This is a genomic window from Gynuella sunshinyii YC6258, assembly GCF_000940805.1.
GTDB lineage: Bacteria > Pseudomonadota > Gammaproteobacteria > Pseudomonadales > Natronospirillaceae > Gynuella > Gynuella sunshinyii.
In genome coordinates this window covers 6,366,934-6,383,622 of sequence record NZ_CP007142.1, presented here as the reverse complement: position 1 = coordinate 6,383,622, position 16,689 = coordinate 6,366,934, and the positions used below count along the sequence as shown (strand labels likewise).

The following is a 16,689-nucleotide window of genomic DNA, read 5'->3' as shown; positions in this document are numbered from 1 at the left end:
TTCTCAATATTTGCCGGCAAACCATTTTTTGCGATCTTTATCAAGTACCGTCGCCTTGTGAGGTGCTGAGTTCTGGCCATAACCGACGGATCAGTGATCGTCAAAAAAGCTGTCGGTATAAGACCCCAGGTTTCCATTGCTTCAACATTCGCTACACGTTTACCTTAATAACCCGCACAGACTGAGGTCATACTTGCAGAGCATAAACTGCTTACTTTCTATAATGGAGTGGTGGACGGAAGTATGGCGGACTGTTTTATGGATAAGTCAGTTGTTCGATAACTGAAAAAAATTTCACGACAGGGAGTATGAGCCGGTAATGATGGGTGAGTATTTTCTGTGTATCTAAAAGCCGGTTGGCCCGTTAATTATTTCAGCAGATTTTTCTCATCTTATTTTTTTTTGACTATAGTTTTAGTGTTGACTTGTCTTTTCTTTGAACAGAATTGATAGCAAAAAGTAACGCAGGCTTTGTCGGCGGACTGTTGTGTTCGGATTATCTCTCAGTTTTTTGTTAAGTACTTGTTTTGCAATGATTTTCTGTTTTTTGGAATTTGGATGAGCCTAAAGAGGTGTCTGTCTCGATGGTTTTGATTTGAAGAATGGATCGATCGATATCCAACTGAGTAATGCGTTACTGTAGTGAAATGCCAAATACTCTTAATAAGAAGGTTCAATCAAGGTTGTTATATGAGCATGTCTGTCAAGGTTCGTTTAGTTTTCTTAGGGATTTTTCCCGTATTGTTTCTCTCAATAGTTATGCTATTAACTTTGTACTTGATGGATGAAAAAACTGTCCGCACACAGGTTCAGAGTGCATCTGAAGGTATGGTTGCGCTTAAGCGCGCCGAGTTAAAGCAATACATCGATCTGGCCTACTCTTCCATTGCGGATATCTATGAATCCGGGGGAAGCCTTGAGCAGGCGGTGCCAAGACTGCAGCAGCTGAAGTTTGGTCAGAACGGGTATGTGTTTGGTTACAACAGCAAGGGTGTCCGGGTCTTTCTGGGAGCTTCGGAAGCCGGTATCGGCGAGAGCTTTTGGAATTTGCAGGACAAGAAAGGCAATTATTTGATCCAAGCATTGATAAATGCCGGTAAGGATAAGACAGGTTACAGCAGTTACTGGTTTCCCAAACCAGGAGAACAGGAACCGTTTGAAAAAGTCGCTTACTCTATCTATCTGCCACGTTGGGATCTGATGATCGGGACCGGATTTTACTTCGATGATATTCAAAGTGTTCTCGAAACTCTGGAGCGTCATGCCAAGGAGGCCTCAGATAGAAGCCTGATGGTCAGTCTGATGATTGCGTTGATCAGTCTGGCCATCGCGGTCGTTCTGGCTGTTTTCTTTGCGACGCCACTGATTCGGGCCATTCAACGCATTTCCAAATCACTTGAAGAACTCAGTCAGGGGCATGGTGATCTGACCTATAAAATGGAGGTGTTGGACCGCCACGAGATTGGCACCTTGTCGCTACATGTGAATAACTTCATTGATAATCTTGCGAATATTGTGCGGCAGATCCGTGGTGCCTCCCACCGGGTGGATGATTCAGCGGAGCGGATTGTCAGCAATTCCACCCAGATCAATGACCTGTTCGACAGCCAGCGCAGTGAGACCGACCAGATTTCCACGGCAGTGACAGAGATGGCCGCATCGGCAGTGGAGATTTCGGAAAATATTTCTATTGTGGCGGATGCCATTACCGATGGTGAGAAGGAGGCCCGTCAGGCGACAGAAACTGTTCAGCACTCGTTAGCCGATATCGAAAAGCTGGTTTCAGAGATCAGCAATGCAGCCGGGCGGGTGAATGTCCTGAGTAATGAAGTCAACGAGATTGTGTCGGTTCTGGATGTCATCAAAAGTATTGCCGAACAGACTAATTTGCTGGCGTTGAATGCCGCAATAGAAGCTGCCCGTGCGGGTGAGCAGGGACGCGGATTTGCGGTGGTGGCTGATGAAGTCAGGAACCTGGCAGGCAAGACGCAGAACAGCACTGAGGAAATTGGTCAGATGATCGAACGCCTGAAACGGGGAGCGACAGAAGCCATTATCGCGATGGAACAATCAGAGAAACGCAGTGAGTCCACTCAGACAACTGCTTTCATTGCAGCGGAATCGTTGAAGAAAATCTCTACGTTGGTGACTTCTGTTAATGGTATGGCCCAGCAGATTGCCACTGCCTCAGAAGAGCAGAGTGGTGTTTGTCGGGATGTCGCTGAACGGATTACCGTCATTGCCGATCAGGCTTCGGATTCAGCTGGTTTTGTGCGTGACAACGATCAAGCTGCCCGTCAGGTAGCCAGTCATGCCAGTGAGCTGATTGGGCTGGTGAGCCGATTTAAAACTGAGTAATCAGATCGGTTGCCCGGATCCGGTGGGTCCAGGCAACCGGAACACTGAGGTCAGGCGCCGACAGCCAGGAAGGAGTCGATCAGGTAGGGAATGGCCTGTTCCTGCATACCAGCGACATTCACGCGGCTGTCTCCGACGATATAAATCCCGAACTCCTCCCGCAGGCGATTAATCTGTTCAGTACTCAGCCCGGTCACTGAAAACATGCCTTTGTGATGTTCAAAGAATGCGAACCGGTCTTCTCCGGTTTTGGCCTGAAACTGAGTGCGCAAGGAAGTGCGCAGGCCTTTGATGCGGGTCAGCATGGTATTTAATTCCTGTAACCACTGCTGTTTAAGTTCTGGAGTTGTCAGAATATGCGCAACGATAGCTGAGCCGTGGTCTGGTGGCATGGTGTAGTTGGCACGAACGATCTCGAACATCCGGCTTCGTGCCTTACTGGCCGTTTGTTTGTCTTTAGCAACCAGTACAGCCGCTCCGGTGCGTTCCCGGTACAGACCAAAGTTTTTAGAGCAGGAGGTGGTAATGAGTACTTCCTCCACCTGATCGACCACATGCTGCAAGCCCTTGAGGTCCTGCTCCAGGCCATCGCCAAAACCCTGATAGGCGATGTCGATGAAGGGCAGAAAGCCTTGCTTCTGACTCATACTCGCGATTTGCTGCCAGTGGCTGAATTCCAGATCAACGCCAGTAGGATTATGGCAGCAACCATGTAATAACAGGATGTCATCAGGACCCAATTGAGCGAACTGCGCCAACATCGCGGCTTCGTTGAGAGTTTTGGTGTTAGGATCGAAATAAGGATAACTTCTAACCTTCAGACCAGCCGCTTCCATAATTGGACGGTGGTTGACGTAACCGGGATCGCTGATCCAGACCGTGGTATCGGGTTTGGTCTGTCTGATCAGATCGGCCAGCATTCTCAGAGCCCCGCTGGCCCCAGGAGTCTGCAGGGCAATGGCCCGATGCTCGGCTTCGGTTCCTGCCAGTAACAGATGGGTGATTGCTTCGTTGAATATCTCATCACCGGCCAGTCCTACGTAGGCTTTGGACGGCTGGTTTTCCAACAGATACTGTTCCGCTGCCTTCACAGCAGCCATGACAGGGGTAATGCCATCATTGTTACGATATACGCCGATGCCCAGGTCAAGTTTGTTTGTTCTTGGATCGTCCTTATAAGCGGCGGATAAGCTTAAAATCGGGTCTTTTCGAGGTTCTGAAAGTAGTTCAAACATGGTGTTTCCAAATAAGAGTCTATGTCTGGTCGGGTCCCGCCAGTGTTTTTGATGTTGCTAGTGTATCCTGAATATCCGGCTTAAGCACTGGTGACTTTGGTATCGCCATCAGCATTGATGAATTGATTTATCTCAAGGGGTGTTACAGACAGGCAACTTTTTTTTACACAAAAACCTGTCAGGGACAAACCTCTGGCTATACTGGAGGATATGACGTCATTTCATACCTTATCCCCCCTTGCAGTCTGAGGTTCCGCTGTTGGTAGCAGTCGCCAGGATGCCCCATGAGGACGGAAAATCAGGGTCTTTGATCTGACAATAAGCATGACAATGTGAAACATAAAGGTAGCCGGCGGTTATGAATATGATTAAACAATTGAACATCGCAATTAAGATTGCGTTATTGTCCTCTATTGCGGTCATTGCCATCTTACTGTTGCAGCTCAGGTCTTCCTTGGTTTTGCGGGAAAACCTGTTTGAAGACCGGAAATTGGAAACCCGGGCAGTCGTGGAGACGGCCTATGATGTGATCGATTTTTTCTATCAGCAGCAGCAATCAGGAGCGATGGACAACTCAGAGGCTCAGCAACAAGCGCTTGCCATCATTCGCTCGCTGAAATACGACAAAAGTCAGTATTTCTTCGTATTGAATGTGAATGGAATTATGCTGGCTCATGGTGCCAATGCCAGTCTTGAAGGAAATGATTCCCGTCAGGTTCAGGATCCCAATGGCGTGATGATTAATCAGGAGTTGATCAAAATGATCAATTCCAAAGGTCAGGGGTTTATCAACTATGTGTGGGACAAAACCGGCGATAAGCACTATGTTTCCAAGATCACCTACGGGCGTGGGCATAAGCCCTGGGGCTGGATAGTGGCGTCAGGTATTTATGTGGATGATGTTGACAGCATATTTTATCAAAATATCTACAAGTCCTTGTTCGCCCTGGCTGTAGTATTGGTGTTGTTATTGGCTGGTTCATGGTTTATTGCCTCTACTATTACCAAACCGGTCGCCAAACTATTAAACGTTATGCGCAGTGTTGCTGACAAAATGGATTTACGGTTACGTGCTGATCTGGAAGGCAAAGATGAAGTCGGACAGATTGCCATTGCGTTGAATACCATGTTAGCCACCGTACAAAAAAGCATGACCTCTGTTTCTGAAACAGTGAACACTGTATCAACCGCTGCCAAAGAGCTGACGGGGATTGCATCCTCATCCCAGCAGGCCATTCGCAAGCAATCCCAGGATATCGAAATGGTGGCCACGGCCATGAATGAGATGTCTTCAACGGTAGAGGAAGTTTCGAAAAATACCGAAAACACGGCCCAGAGTACTCGTGAGGCCCACAGTGAAGCCAATAGCAGTTATCAAACAATGCTGGAGGCAAAAGCGTCCATTAATGAGCTGGCTGAAGGTGTGCAACATGCGTCAGAGGTTATTAACGGTCTGGAAAAAGACAGTGAAAATATCGGTTCGATACTGGATGTGATTCGTGGCATTGCTGAGCAGACCAACCTGCTGGCGCTGAATGCAGCAATAGAGGCGGCACGGGCCGGAGAACAGGGTCGGGGGTTTGCTGTAGTGGCTGATGAAGTGCGTACCCTGGCTAAACGGACTCAGGATTCCATCGCTGAAATTGAAACCATGATCAAACGTTTGCAGGAAGGTTCACGCCGTGCGGTCAATGTCATGCAGGAGAGCAAAGACACTGCCAACCACAGTGTTTCGAAAGTAACCGTAGTGGCTGAATCACTGAATCATATTAATCAGAATGTCGATTCCATCAATCAGATGAGCGTTCAAATTGCCACGTCTTCTGAAGAGCAGGCCGCCGTGGCCAATGAAATCAACCAAAGCATTCTGAGTATTAACGAGAGTGCTGAAGTCAGTAACGAAGAAAGTCAGAAAGTTTCAGAAGCCAGTCATGAACTTTCCAGTATCGCTGAGTCACTGCGTCAGGTTATTTCCCGGTTCAAGATATAGCAAACGTAGCTTCCGTTGTTTTCCGTCATCCGATTCTCCTACCTCTATAGAGGTGGGAAAATTGGTTTCATTTAAGATGTTGTCATTGTCTGAATCATCTTTTTTGTAAAATTAATTATCTGCTTCTCAATGTGGTCAGTATGGAAATACTGACTGAATGTCATACCTTTTATATGGCTATTCCAGAAGTAAGGGAGCCTCTGAAAAATGGCCTATTTTCGCGCAGGACGTTGTCTGCCCCAGTCTCACATCCTCATTTACTTCAGCAAACTGCGGTGTTGCGAGTGGTGCTTCCTAGCCTGCATCAAAACTATTCCTGTTTTTCAGAGGCCCCTAAGTTTTCCATTTGTCTGACATCATCGTGTTTTTTGAATGTTTTCCCATCTTAAAACAATGACAGCCCGATAATCCGGTTATTAATTGTCTTATTTTTTATAGGGTTTAAATCGGATTTTTGCTGTTAATCGATCACATGAAAATGTTTCCAGAAAATCTATTAAAAAATACTTGATTGGCGCTCTGAAATGATCTGCGCTATTTTGAGTGGATAGCATTATATGAAGGTGTTGTATCGGTATTGCACTTATCCTTGATCGTCGTAAGAATGGTTTATCTGGCAGCCATGTTCTGGATGAAGAATTAATTTGCACAACAATGCAGTGTCGGGAAATGGTGTTTCCTTCGTTATGGTCAGGGTGACGAGAGGTGTAAATCCTGACGGCTGTGTGTTCCTGAAACTGTTCAATTGTCAGAGAGCCGGCAATTTTATGCGTTTACCCAGCTATTCAATAAATAAAGCACCGCTGTGGAAAAATAGTTTTCCTGTTGTATATGTGCTCTTGTCTGTTGGCATCGTTTTGTCTCTGTTCATTCCATTTATTCAGGGGATGGGTTCTGCCCTTATGGATGATATATCGGTTTATTCGGTTGTCCATGCCAGGACTGTCTGGGGAACTTCATTTGTCGCAGTTATCTGTCTGTTGGCCTTTTGGGTCTATGTCGACATGACCAGAGAAATATTGGTGATCATTTTCTTTGTATCACTCTTGGCATTGCTGGTTATGGATTTGTACGTTGACGTGAAAGTGGAGTGGTTACTGAGTGGCAGTATGTGGGTTGATGGTCGGTTGTTGTCTGCTGGCGTACAATCACTGGTGTTGTTAGTGGGTTATCTGTTGCTGATAAAAAAAGGTTCCCGCTTTCGCGTCAGCCAATCCATCCTTATGGTCACACTGGCTGTCAGTATAATTTTTCCGCTGGGAGTGGCTGGTGCGTTTTCGAACTATCACCAATATCAGCCGGCAACCATACCAATGGCCATGTTGGTGACGCTCTCGTATTCGGCCTGTTTCTACTTGACGTGGCGATACTTTCAAAAACATCGAGATGAATGTTCGGCAGTTATTCTGCTGACACTTGTTCCCGCATTGATGATTCCCCTCACCGTTTTCTTTATTGGCAGTCGTGGCAGTGTTGCTGATTTTGTGATCCTTTATATCCTCAGAACGTTGATGTTTGTGATTCCCGTACTGTGGATGCTGATCAGTTTCCGGCGCCTTTATCTGCGTAAAAAAAGTGATGAAGAGGAAATGATGGTGCTGAATCAGCGATTGAGCAAATCCGAATTTCGCTATGGTTCCATCAGCCAGCTGATGCCAACCGGAGTCATGCTGATTGATGAGTCAGGCACTATCGTCGAAGCGAACGATCATGTCTGTAAGTTGTTTGATTATTCTCCCGACGAATTTATCGGACTAACTGTAGAACAACTGGTTCCGGAGCATATTCGTGGTGCGCATGTAGGACTAAGGAAGGCTTTCCGGCGTGAGAACAAGATGCGCCAGATGGCCAAAACCAGTAGTGAACTGGTCGGGTTGCGTAAGGATGGCAGCAGCGTACCAGTGGAAATCGGCCTGGCCCCCATTGAACTGGATCGACATCATTACACCTTAACCTCGGTGGTGGATGTCAGTGAGCGACGCCAGATGATGGAAGAATTAAAAGAAAAAAATATCAAGATGGATATGGCCATAGAGCGGTTGTCGCAATCCAATCAGCAATTGGAACGATTTGCCTTTGTTTGTTCTCATGATCTGCAGGAACCGGTCAGAATGGTGTTGAGTTTTTCTCAGTTTCTTGAACGTCGATTGGAAGGTACGCTGGATGAAAAGTCGCAGGAATACCTGAATTACATTACCGATGGTGCCACGAGAGCCAGGGAAATGATCACTGATATTCTTAACTTCTGTCGATTGGATCAGAACACCGACGGCCACAAAGAGGTTGATCTGACAGAGACATGTCGTCAGGTTAAAAATACGCTGCAGGAAGTGTTGTCAGAGCGTCAGGCTGAATTCACCTGGGAAGATAATCTGCCGGTTATCGCTGCGGTACCATCTCAGATATTTCAGCTGATACTGAATCTGGTCAGCAACGGCATTAAGTTTAATGTCAGCGAAGTGCCTGCCGTTCATGTTTCTGTTGTCAGACAAACAGAAAATCTGCAAATCAGGATCCAGGATAATGGCATTGGTATTGATAAAAAATACCAGACCAAGGTGTTCGAAATCTTTCAGCGTCTGAACTCAAAGGCCGAGTTTCCCGGAACCGGTATCGGTCTGGCGATTTGTAAAAAAATTGCTGATCAACACGGGGCTTCTTTATCGATAGATTCCAAAGTCGGAAAGGGTAGCTGTTTTGTCCTTGATTGGCCGGCCGATGGAATTCAAAACGCATAAACCGTACGGAGGTGCTATATGAAACCCATTAATATTTTGCTCATCGAAGATAATCCCGGTGACATTGAATTGGTCAGGGAGGGGTTTCGTCAGGCCAAAGTGACCAATGAGATCAGGGTTATCATGGATGGGCAGATTGCCTGGGATTTCTTTGATCAACTGCAACCGGATAATATCCCCGATATTGTTCTGCTGGATATCAACTTACCCAAAGTCGATGGGATAGAAATATTACAGAAAATTCGTTCCGCGGAAATAAGTCATAACATTCCGGTTATTATGCTTACCTCATCAGAAGCGGATGAGGATGTTACCCGGAGTTATGATGAACGAGTGAACAGCTATGTGACCAAGCCGGTTGATTTTGTAAAGTTTCTGACGGTGATTCAGTCTCTGGAAGATTTCTGGTTGTCAGTCGTAAAGCTGCCAACCAAATGCTGAATATTGACAACCCCGGCTGCTGAGGTATTTCCGGGTAAGACGGAGAGTGCGCAATGATCCCACAGGGCGATGACCGGCGTGATGATGACCTGCAAAAACTGGTGTACGGCATATCTCATGATATGGGGGCATCGTTACGGACCGTTGTACAGTTTTCGAATCTGTTGACCCAATCGTTGGCGGATCGATTGACAGAGAAAGAACTTTACTGGCTGCAATTGATTCAGGACGCCGGTCGACATGGGCAACAGATGATAGAGTCTTTGAAAATATATTCCCGGTTGGTGACACAAGCACAGGAGCCTGCCATGTTTTCGCTACAACAATTGATCGATGAGATTCTGTTAACGCTTCGCCGTACTGTTTCGCAGACTGTCAGAATTGAACGGTCAGAACCGGCACCGGATATTTTGGGTGTTCGTGCACATTGGTTTTTCGCACTGTCTGAAATTCTGAAAAATGCTTTTCAATATCAACCCCGACAGGATGACCATACGCCTGTCGTCAGAATCAGTTGTCGCGTGAATGGAGCAGAATTGTCCGTAACTACAGAAAGTAATGGGTTAGAGGTTGCCGACAACCAGTGGGAAAAACTGACCGTGCCGTTTAAGCGAATGCAGCGGCAGGAGGATTATCCGGGTATCGGTATGGGTTTGGCATATTGTGAACGTATTGCCCGGCTGAACCACGGCTGGTTACATTTTTCCCGTTCTGACCTTGGTGGACTGGCCGTCACTTTTACCTGTCTGCAGAGCGGATATTTGAATAGATCGGAATGAGGGTGCAGCAATGAGTGCAGGTGGGCAGGAGAGAGCAGTGTATCTAAGGCAGCGCGAAGGCCTGAGTGATATTTTTCTGATGGCAGAAGATAACCCGGCAGACGCGGAACTGGTCACTGAAATGCTGAGACAGGCTTTTGATTCCCGTTATACGATCGTCTGTGTAGATTGCTTCTCGAAGGTAATGGAAGCACTGGCTGATGGAACCTTTCAGGCATTGATCCTGGATATGAATCTGCCTGATCAGTCCGGCATCGATAACATTGCGCAACTGGGAGCATATTATCCCAATTTGCCTATTGTCATCCTCACCGGCCAGGATGACCTGAACTCTGCTATCGATGCACTGCAGAGTGGGGCTCAGGATTACCTCAGTAAGAACCATGTTACTCCAGAGATTCTGGCTCGCAGCCTGCGCTATGCACAGGAGCGGAAATACATAGAACAACAGCTCAAGAAGGCATTGGACGATGCCGCCTATCGCAATATTCAGCTGGAAACACAGGCCAAATATGATCCTCTGACCAGGCTGCCGAACCGGACCTATTTTCACGATGCCGCCAATCGTGTTCTGCACCGGGCAATGCGGTTGGTCAAACAGGTTGCGTTGTTATATTTTGATCTCAATGGCTTTAAAAAAGTTAACGATGCCTATGGCCATTTGATCGGTGACAAGTTGTTGCAACAGATTTCCATCCGTTTGACGGACGTTGTGCGTGAGAACGACTTCCTGGCCAGACTGGGTGGTGATGAATTTGTGGTGATTACCGATGTGCTCGATAGCAAACAGGAAATATATCCACTGGTTAAACGCATTCAGGGTCAGTTTGATCATGTGTTCGAGATAGATGCCCATCAGATCGTGATCAGACCAGCCATTGGTGTTGCATTCTTTCCTGAGGCTGACAGCCTGGATCTGCTGATTAAACAGGCCGACAGTGCTATGTACGAAGCCAAGGAGGATGTGATTAATCCCGTCTGTTTCTATACTGACCAGCTGGCGGCACAGTTTGCCCGAACCCAGAAAATAGAGGTTGAACTGGGACGGGCTCTGACACGCGGTGAACTGACGTCCAGGTTTCAGCCGGTGATCGATACTGCTCAGACAGACCGGATTCTGGTGGAGGCGTTGATGCGCTGGTATTCCCCAAAACTCGGCTGGATCAGTCCAAATGAATTTATCCCGGTGGCGGAGTTTACTCCAGCCATCAACGAAATCACCCGTCAGGCGGTTAAAGATGCTGCTGGATTTTATAATGCCTTGATCCATCTTCAGGACAAAATCGATAAGATCGCCATCAATGTCTGTGCCTCGCAGTTGAGCAGTCGTTATTTCTGCAGACTGTTTTTGCAGTGGCTGGAGGAATTTGCGTTGCCCAAGGACAAGATTTGCCTGGAGCTGACTGAGCGCCAGATTGTGGAGAATGCCGATACCTGCCGTGATCAGATCACTCTGCTGCAACAGCATGGTATTCAAATTGCGCTGGATGATTTTGGCAGTGGTTATTCATCCATTACACATTTGCTGGACTTGCCGCTGAACATTCTCAAACTGGATCGCAAACTGCTGGATCGCATTGATCAGAATGAACGTAATCAGGCGCTGACTGCCGGAATCATTGAAATGGCATCGCGGCTGAATATGAAAGTGGTGGCAGAAGGTATCGAGCGTCCGGAAGAATACAAAGTGGCAGTCGAACTGGGCTGTCATTATCTGCAGGGATTTGGTATCGCCAAGCCTCTGAGTATCGATGAAGTGGCGGTGTTTTATCATCGTGCTCAGTCGGATTAACGATACCGGTTAAGGCGTTCGCTCAAGGCTGATAAGCCAGTTTTTGAGCAGCTGGTTTAATTGCTGCTGCTGGTCCTGGGTTAGTTCCGACAGCAGCAGCGCCTGAGTCTGCAGGTGAGCAACCACTGCCTGATTGATCAAAGCCAGCCCTTCGTCTGTCAGGGTTACGGTGACACTGCGGCGGTCTTCATGACTGTGGGTTCGGCTGATCAGGCCTTTCTGTTCCAGTTTATCCAGACGATTGGTCATGGCCCCGGAGCTGAGCATCATCGATTGAAACAGCTCCGAAGGGGTCAGCGTATGTGGCGCACCCGAACGTCGCAGAGTGGCCAGCACATCAAATTCACCGGGTTTGAGATCAAATTCCTGGTGGCATTCTTCAAGTAGCCTTGAGCCTCGCTTATAGATACGTGACATGCGACCGATCAGTTCCATTGGCAATAATTCGAGTTCTGGCCGCTCCGTGGACCATTGTCTTTTGATTTGATCGACTGAATCGGATGCTTGTGTGCTCATTGGCTGGCCTTTTAAAAATATCTCAACATTAAGATACTTTACTCAATGAAATTACCTGGGTATAGTTTTTAAATATTTTGATGTCGAGATACTTAATATGAATATTCTTATTGCCATGATAGTTCCGTTTCTATGGGGCACAACTGCTTCAGCGACTCACCTTGGGTTTATGGATTGGCCACCATTGGCATTGGCGGTATTACGGGCTCTGCCTGCCGGTCTGCTGTTGCTGCTGATTAAACCTGTGTGGCCGAAAGCCGGGCAGTGGCGTTTGTTGTTGATTCATTCGGCTATCAATATTGCCTTGTTTTTTTGGCTGATTTTTCTGGTTGCGCAGAATCTGCCGGCCACTCTGGCTGCTGTCGGTATGGCGGGTTCACCGGTCATCGCCTTGCTGTTCAGTTTTCTGTACAAACGCTCGATACCCAGTATCTATCAAGTACTCGCCTGCGTGGTGCTGGTGCTGGCAACCTGGACGCTGTTTTCGCCCGGCAACCAGCAGGTTAAGTGGCTCGGTATTATCGCTATGGTACTGGTCATGGTGGTTATGGTGGTGGGATCGGTATTCGCCAAGCAGGTCATGACTCGGGTGAACTGGTGGACGATGGTAGTCTGGCAACTGATTCTCGGTGGGCTCATGTTGTTACCGTTCGCTGCCTGGCAATGGCTATCGAATCCACAGGCTTATGTTACTGCGCTGGATCTCAACACTCCGCGGATGTTGTCGGGTATTTGGCTGGTAGTCATCAACACGGCTCTGGCTTATGCGCTCTTTATCTGGGTCTTACAGCGGGTCTCTGTGGTCCAGTTTGCATTTGCAGGTGTTGCCAATCCGATTGGTGGCGTCATCATTGGAACCTGGCTGGTGCAGGAGCACTTCAGCTGGCCACAGTATCTGACTATGATCGTCATGGTTGTCACCTCATTGTTGGCGCAATGGCTGTCACAGAAACCCGCGAGCTCTGTCGCTAAAACCACTCTAACCCCGGATAGGGTTGCTTCCTGAGAGCGGCCAGCCGAGTATCCAAAGACCCCAGATGGAGTTCCAGTTTATGGCCATCGGGGTCAAGAAAGTAGAACGATTCGCCTTCACTGCGATTCTGCTTCCAGACTGTGACACCTGCATTGATCAGCCGGGCTCGCATTTGTGCAAAGGTTGATTCCGAAACACTGAAAGCAACGTGGGTGTAGTCCTGAACGGCTTGAGTATCCGGATCGACGGATAGGCAGAGCCATAATTCACCTGCGCTGAGATACGCACCTGTCTGCCACCTGACATGTGGTGTCAGGCCCAGTTCGACGGTGTAAAACCGAAAGGCGCGATCCAGTTCTGAAACAGCAAGGGTCAGGTGGTTGAGTTGGGTGATCATGATGAATGTCCGTACAATTTGCGGCAGAAGGTATCGCGTTTTTCAGTCGTCGGCCAGATTCTCTGTGCGGCAGTCCATAATCAGGGAAAAAAGACCGGCCGCAAGCGCGACCGGATGGCTGATCAGTTGAAGGGTTGTGGTTGTGGGGTATTGTCGTTGGATGGCGGCAGTATCGGCAGAGTGATCTGTGGCTGCTCACCGGTCAGGGTTTTCAGAAACGCAACTATCTGTGCATTTTCTGTTGCATTGAAGGTTTTACCAAGCTGGATTTCACCCATGGTATTCACCGCTTCACTCAGCGTTTTGATGGCACCATCATGAAAATACGGATACGTCAGCTCAATATTGCGCAAGGTAGGTACTTTGAAGACGTTTTTATCCGCCTCATTGCCAGTAACATCAAAACGACCAAGTGCCGGATTGTTGGTTTGATAAGGCTTGATCAGGCCGACTTTTTGATACATGGATCCACCCACCGCCGGACCATTGTGACAGGCGGTACAACCACTGCTTTTGAATAACTCATAGCCGGCCAGTTCGGTGTCGTTCAGTGCGGTTTTATCGCCTTCCAGCCATTGGTCAAAGCGGGAACCGGGTGTGACCAGGGTTTTTTCGAATTCAGCGATGGCAGTGGTGACCTGATCAATGGTGATCTGATCAGAATTGAACACCTGTTTGAACTCCACCACATATTGCGGGATTGACTTTAGCACCTCAATCGCCAGCGTATGGTTGGAAGCCATTTCCTTGGGATTGGCAATCGGACCACCGGCCTGAGCTTTCAGGTCTTCTGCCCGACCATCCCAGAACTGAGCCAGATTTAAACTGGCGTTTAATACTGTCGGAGCGTTAATAGGACCCTGTTGCCACTGATCACCAATAGAGGAGGTGATATTGTCCGTTCCTCCCATACTCAGGTTATGACAGGAATTACAGGAAATATATCCAGACTTCGATAGTCGGGGGTCGAAGTACAGTTTTTTCCCCAGTTCAGCCTGACCGGCGTTGATATCGGTCGGCGCCTTGATTGGTTGAATAGGTTCATTTGTGGCCGCTTGGCTCACCACTCCCAAAGACAGCAGACTGATCAGTACTGCAGAGTGTTTATTGGGAAATTTAAAGTGCATGTTTTTATCCTATCAGTTGGTTGTCAGTGTTGAGTTCAGGCAAATATTCCCCGTGACATCATCCTGGAGATGTGTCTTTGCCTGTGTTTTTTTTTTGAATTCCGATTTCAGGGTCTGTTCTCGTCAGGAGTAATGCGGCGTAAGAAAATTCCGACGGGGGCGATAATTACACCTGGCATTATTCTGTGATTGATTGGAATGATTCTAAAGACGTTGGAAGTGATATAGTTCAAATGTTTATGTAAATAAGTATTGTGTGGATAGAGAATATTCAGGTGTGTTCTGGCTATAAATTATCATCCTTCCAAAAACTTAAGCTTGATTTAATATTGAGTAAAAAACGCTATTTTTATAGTGTTATTGTTCACTTAATGTGGCGAAAAATATGGTGTTTTCTATGTTTCAGGCTGTACACGAAGGACGACAAAAATCTCCTTTTCAAAAAACTGAATAAGACTAATTGATGAGGCACTGAAATGCTTTTCTAATGAAAAGGAGCGCTTTATTTTTCTGTCAATTGTTAATGAGAATGAGTTTAAATGATTTCGATGCTAATGGAGTGGTTATGTTGTTATGGCATTTAGGGGTGTTGTAAGTGCCGAGCGACCGGCCTTTTCGCCGGTCGATATAAATGGTCAGTTAAAAGGGGTGGGCTTGGGAGTGTTTTCGTTTGAAGGTGGCAGAATCGGCAATGGGAACGAAGGTTGTTCACCCGTCAGTGTTTTCAGAAAGGCGACGATCTGAGCGTTTTCTGTATCTGAAAATGTTTTGCCCAACTGAATCTGCCCCATAATCTCAACAGCCTCGCCGAGCGTTCCGGCAGCACCATCGTGAAAATAGGGATAAGTGAGTGCGACGTTACGTAAGGTTGGCACCTTAAACTTCATCCGGTCAGCATCTTTTCCCGTTACCGCGCTGAGGCCCTCAGCCGTATTAGTGGTCTGATACGGCGCAACCAATCCCATTTTCTGAAAAGAACGACCACCCACCGCAGCGCCATTGTGACACGCGGTACAGCCACTGTTTTTAAACAGGTTATAACCAGCCAGTTCTTCCTGATTGATGGCGCTGTTATCGCCGAGTAGCCATTTGTCGAATCGTGAATTGGGCGTGACCAGGGTTTTTTCGAATTCGGCGATGGTTTGGGTGACTTCATCGATGGTAATTTTGTCGCTGCCAAACACCTGTTCGAATTCCATGACATACTCAGGAATGGACTGTAAAACGTCTACCGCCAGCGTATGGCTTGAGGCCATTTCCCCTGGATTGGCAATGGGCCCACCTGCCTGAGCCTGAAGGTCAGCTGCGCGACCGTCCCAGAACTGCGCCACATTCATACTTGAGTTTAATACGGTGGGAGCGTTAATCGGTCCCTGTTGCCAATTATGACCGATTGAAGAGGTTAAGTTGTCAGTTCCTCCCATGCTCAGATTGTGGCAGGAGTTACAGGAGATAAAGCCGGACTTGGACAGTCGTGGATCAAAATACAGTTTCTTGCCAAGTTCCACCATTCCCAGATTGATGGACTGAACCGGCTTGATCGGTTCTATGGGTTCTGAGCGGGTGGCGGCGATCAGTTGACCAGAAAGAGTGAACGCCATCATGAACGATAGGCTAGCGGTTACGGTTAATTTCATGGTGCTATTCCTTACATGTGTTTGTGGTATCAGCTCCACACCTTCCCGCTACGAAAACATCGAGTTTTCAAAAGTGTGCATGCTTGTCTGGAAGATTTTCACACTCAAAAAGAGTGACTGACCATTCCGGTATAACCATTTTATGAGTGTGGTTATATTTAGACTTATTCTAAGTACAGATGATGTGATTCAGATCAATTCAGATAAATGATCGGTGGATAAAAACAGAGTGTCAGAACTTGTTGCGAATACGCACGACCAGATCGACCGAATCCAGTCGGGTACCAGCAGGCAGACAATCCTGCAGATAGCTGTGAATCAGGTTTTCATGAATATCCGAAATCTCGCCGCTGTCGGTATTGAAGAAGTGGTGATGGGCTGAGGTGTTGGAATCGTAGAACGTCGTGGAACTGTCCGCATAAATCATTCTGACCAGACCTTTTTGCGCAAACAATCCGAGGGTATTGTAGATCGTTGCTTTGGAAACCTTGTAACCATTGGCTTTGATCTGGTCATGCAATTGTTCTGCGGTGCAGTGTTGAGGTTTGGCAAACAGGGTTTCAGCAATGATCTGCCGTTGGGGAGTTGGCAGCACGTCATGATCAAGCAGCTTTTGCACCACAGAAGTATGCGCAGAAAGATATGTGGTGGTAGCACGGTTCGACATAGACATGACCATTCATCGGGTAAACAATCGCCACCATAG

At 47.4% G+C, this 16,689-nt stretch carries 13 protein-coding genes; 7 read left to right on the top strand and 6 right to left on the bottom strand.

Going from position 1 to position 16,689, the window contains the following annotated elements; translation table 11 throughout:
• The first annotated feature begins 780 nt into the window (after positions 1-780).
• Positions 781-2,358, top strand: a complete 1,578-nt coding sequence (locus YC6258_RS26435) for a methyl-accepting chemotaxis protein (RefSeq protein WP_169749041.1) — start codon at positions 781-783, stop codon at positions 2,356-2,358.
• A gap of 50 nt (positions 2,359-2,408) precedes the next feature.
• On the opposite strand, the gene YC6258_RS26430 is transcribed toward YC6258_RS26435, so the two are convergent.
• Positions 2,409-3,593 carry an amino acid aminotransferase gene (locus YC6258_RS26430; protein WP_044619527.1) on the bottom strand — a complete coding sequence of 395 codons (1,185 nt, stop codon included), beginning with the start codon at positions 3,591-3,593 and terminating at the stop codon, positions 2,409-2,411.
• A gap of 358 nt (positions 3,594-3,951) precedes the next feature.
• Between YC6258_RS26430 and YC6258_RS30460 the strand changes: the two genes are divergently transcribed.
• The 5 genes from YC6258_RS30460 (at position 3,952) to YC6258_RS26405 (ending at position 11,333) form a co-directional block, all read left to right on the top strand.
• Complete coding sequence (locus YC6258_RS30460) at positions 3,952-5,583, top strand: methyl-accepting chemotaxis protein (protein ID WP_044619526.1); 1,632 nt, start codon at positions 3,952-3,954, stop codon at positions 5,581-5,583.
• 902 nt (positions 5,584-6,485) lie between these two features.
• The gene (locus tag YC6258_RS26420) at positions 6,486-8,321 is read left to right on the top strand and encodes a sensor histidine kinase (RefSeq protein ID WP_169749040.1); all 1,836 of its coding nucleotides are present in this window, start codon (positions 6,486-6,488) and stop codon (positions 8,319-8,321) included.
• Between the two features lie 18 nt (positions 8,322-8,339).
• A complete protein-coding gene (locus YC6258_RS26415) occupies positions 8,340-8,762 on the top strand; it encodes a response regulator (protein ID WP_044619524.1) in 423 nt (140 codons plus the stop codon).
• Positions 8,763-8,815: 53 nt separating this feature from the next.
• Positions 8,816-9,541, top strand: coding sequence for a sensor histidine kinase (locus YC6258_RS26410; RefSeq protein ID WP_044619523.1), 726 nt, complete (start codon positions 8,816-8,818; stop codon positions 9,539-9,541).
• A 37-nt stretch (positions 9,542-9,578) separates the two neighbouring features.
• Positions 9,579-11,333, top strand: coding sequence for a GGDEF domain-containing response regulator (locus YC6258_RS26405; RefSeq protein ID WP_044619522.1), 1,755 nt, complete (start codon positions 9,579-9,581; stop codon positions 11,331-11,333).
• Between the two features lie 9 nt (positions 11,334-11,342).
• On the opposite strand, the gene YC6258_RS26400 is transcribed toward YC6258_RS26405, so the two are convergent.
• Positions 11,343-11,849: a MarR family winged helix-turn-helix transcriptional regulator gene (locus YC6258_RS26400; RefSeq protein ID WP_044619521.1), complete on the bottom strand. Its 507-nt coding sequence runs from the start codon at positions 11,847-11,849 to the stop codon at positions 11,343-11,345.
• 97 nt (positions 11,850-11,946) lie between these two features.
• On the opposite strand from YC6258_RS26400, the gene YC6258_RS26395 reads away from it, so the two are divergent.
• On the top strand, positions 11,947-12,855 hold the full coding sequence (locus YC6258_RS26395; RefSeq protein WP_044619520.1) for a DMT family transporter: 909 nt from the start codon (positions 11,947-11,949) through the stop codon (positions 12,853-12,855).
• Here YC6258_RS26395 and fos read toward each other — a convergent pair.
• From fos to YC6258_RS26375, 4 genes are all read right to left on the bottom strand, one after another.
• Positions 12,818-13,219: a fosfomycin resistance glutathione transferase gene (gene fos / locus YC6258_RS26390; protein WP_044619519.1), complete on the bottom strand. Its 402-nt coding sequence runs from the start codon at positions 13,217-13,219 to the stop codon at positions 12,818-12,820. The two genes, YC6258_RS26395 and fos, sit on opposite strands and share 38 nt — an antisense overlap.
• Positions 13,220-13,341: 122 nt before the next feature.
• Positions 13,342-14,346 carry a cytochrome-c peroxidase gene (locus YC6258_RS26385; RefSeq protein ID WP_044619518.1) on the bottom strand — a complete coding sequence of 335 codons (1,005 nt, stop codon included), beginning with the start codon at positions 14,344-14,346 and terminating at the stop codon, positions 13,342-13,344.
• Between the two features lie 635 nt (positions 14,347-14,981).
• The gene (locus tag YC6258_RS26380; RefSeq protein ID WP_044619517.1) at positions 14,982-15,983 is read right to left on the bottom strand and encodes a cytochrome-c peroxidase; all 1,002 of its coding nucleotides are present in this window, start codon (positions 15,981-15,983) and stop codon (positions 14,982-14,984) included.
• Between the two features lie 232 nt (positions 15,984-16,215).
• Entirely contained in the window at positions 16,216-16,656 is a 441-nt protein-coding gene (locus YC6258_RS26375; protein ID WP_211264594.1) for a Fur family transcriptional regulator, read from the bottom strand.
• Between the last annotated feature and the right edge of the window lie 33 nt (positions 16,657-16,689).

Bases quoted from the DNA above. Each gene is read 5' to 3' on its own strand.
- YC6258_RS26385 (WP_044619518.1), bottom strand. From the start codon at position 14,346: ATGCACTTTAAATTTCCCAATAAACACTCTGCAGTACTGATCAGTCTG.
- YC6258_RS26415 (WP_044619524.1), top strand. From the start codon at position 8,340: ATGAAACCCATTAATATTTTGCTCATCGAAGATAATCCCGGTGACATT.
- YC6258_RS26430 (WP_044619527.1), bottom strand. From the start codon at position 3,593: ATGTTTGAACTACTTTCAGAACCTCGAAAAGACCCGATTTTAAGCTTA.
- YC6258_RS26395 (WP_044619520.1), top strand. From the start codon at position 11,947: ATGAATATTCTTATTGCCATGATAGTTCCGTTTCTATGGGGCACAACT.
- YC6258_RS26435 (WP_169749041.1), top strand. From the start codon at position 781: ATGGATGAAAAAACTGTCCGCACACAGGTTCAGAGTGCATCTGAAGGT.
- fos (WP_044619519.1), bottom strand. From the start codon at position 13,219: ATGATCACCCAACTCAACCACCTGACCCTTGCTGTTTCAGAACTGGAT.
- YC6258_RS26400 (WP_044619521.1), bottom strand. From the start codon at position 11,849: ATGAGCACACAAGCATCCGATTCAGTCGATCAAATCAAAAGACAATGG.
- YC6258_RS26380 (WP_044619517.1), bottom strand. From the start codon at position 15,983: ATGAAATTAACCGTAACCGCTAGCCTATCGTTCATGATGGCGTTCACT.
- YC6258_RS26420 (WP_169749040.1), top strand. From the start codon at position 6,486: ATGGATGATATATCGGTTTATTCGGTTGTCCATGCCAGGACTGTCTGG.
- YC6258_RS30460 (WP_044619526.1), top strand. From the start codon at position 3,952: ATGAATATGATTAAACAATTGAACATCGCAATTAAGATTGCGTTATTG.
- YC6258_RS26375 (WP_211264594.1), bottom strand. From the start codon at position 16,656: ATGTCTATGTCGAACCGTGCTACCACCACATATCTTTCTGCGCATACT.
- YC6258_RS26410 (WP_044619523.1), top strand. From the start codon at position 8,816: ATGATCCCACAGGGCGATGACCGGCGTGATGATGACCTGCAAAAACTG.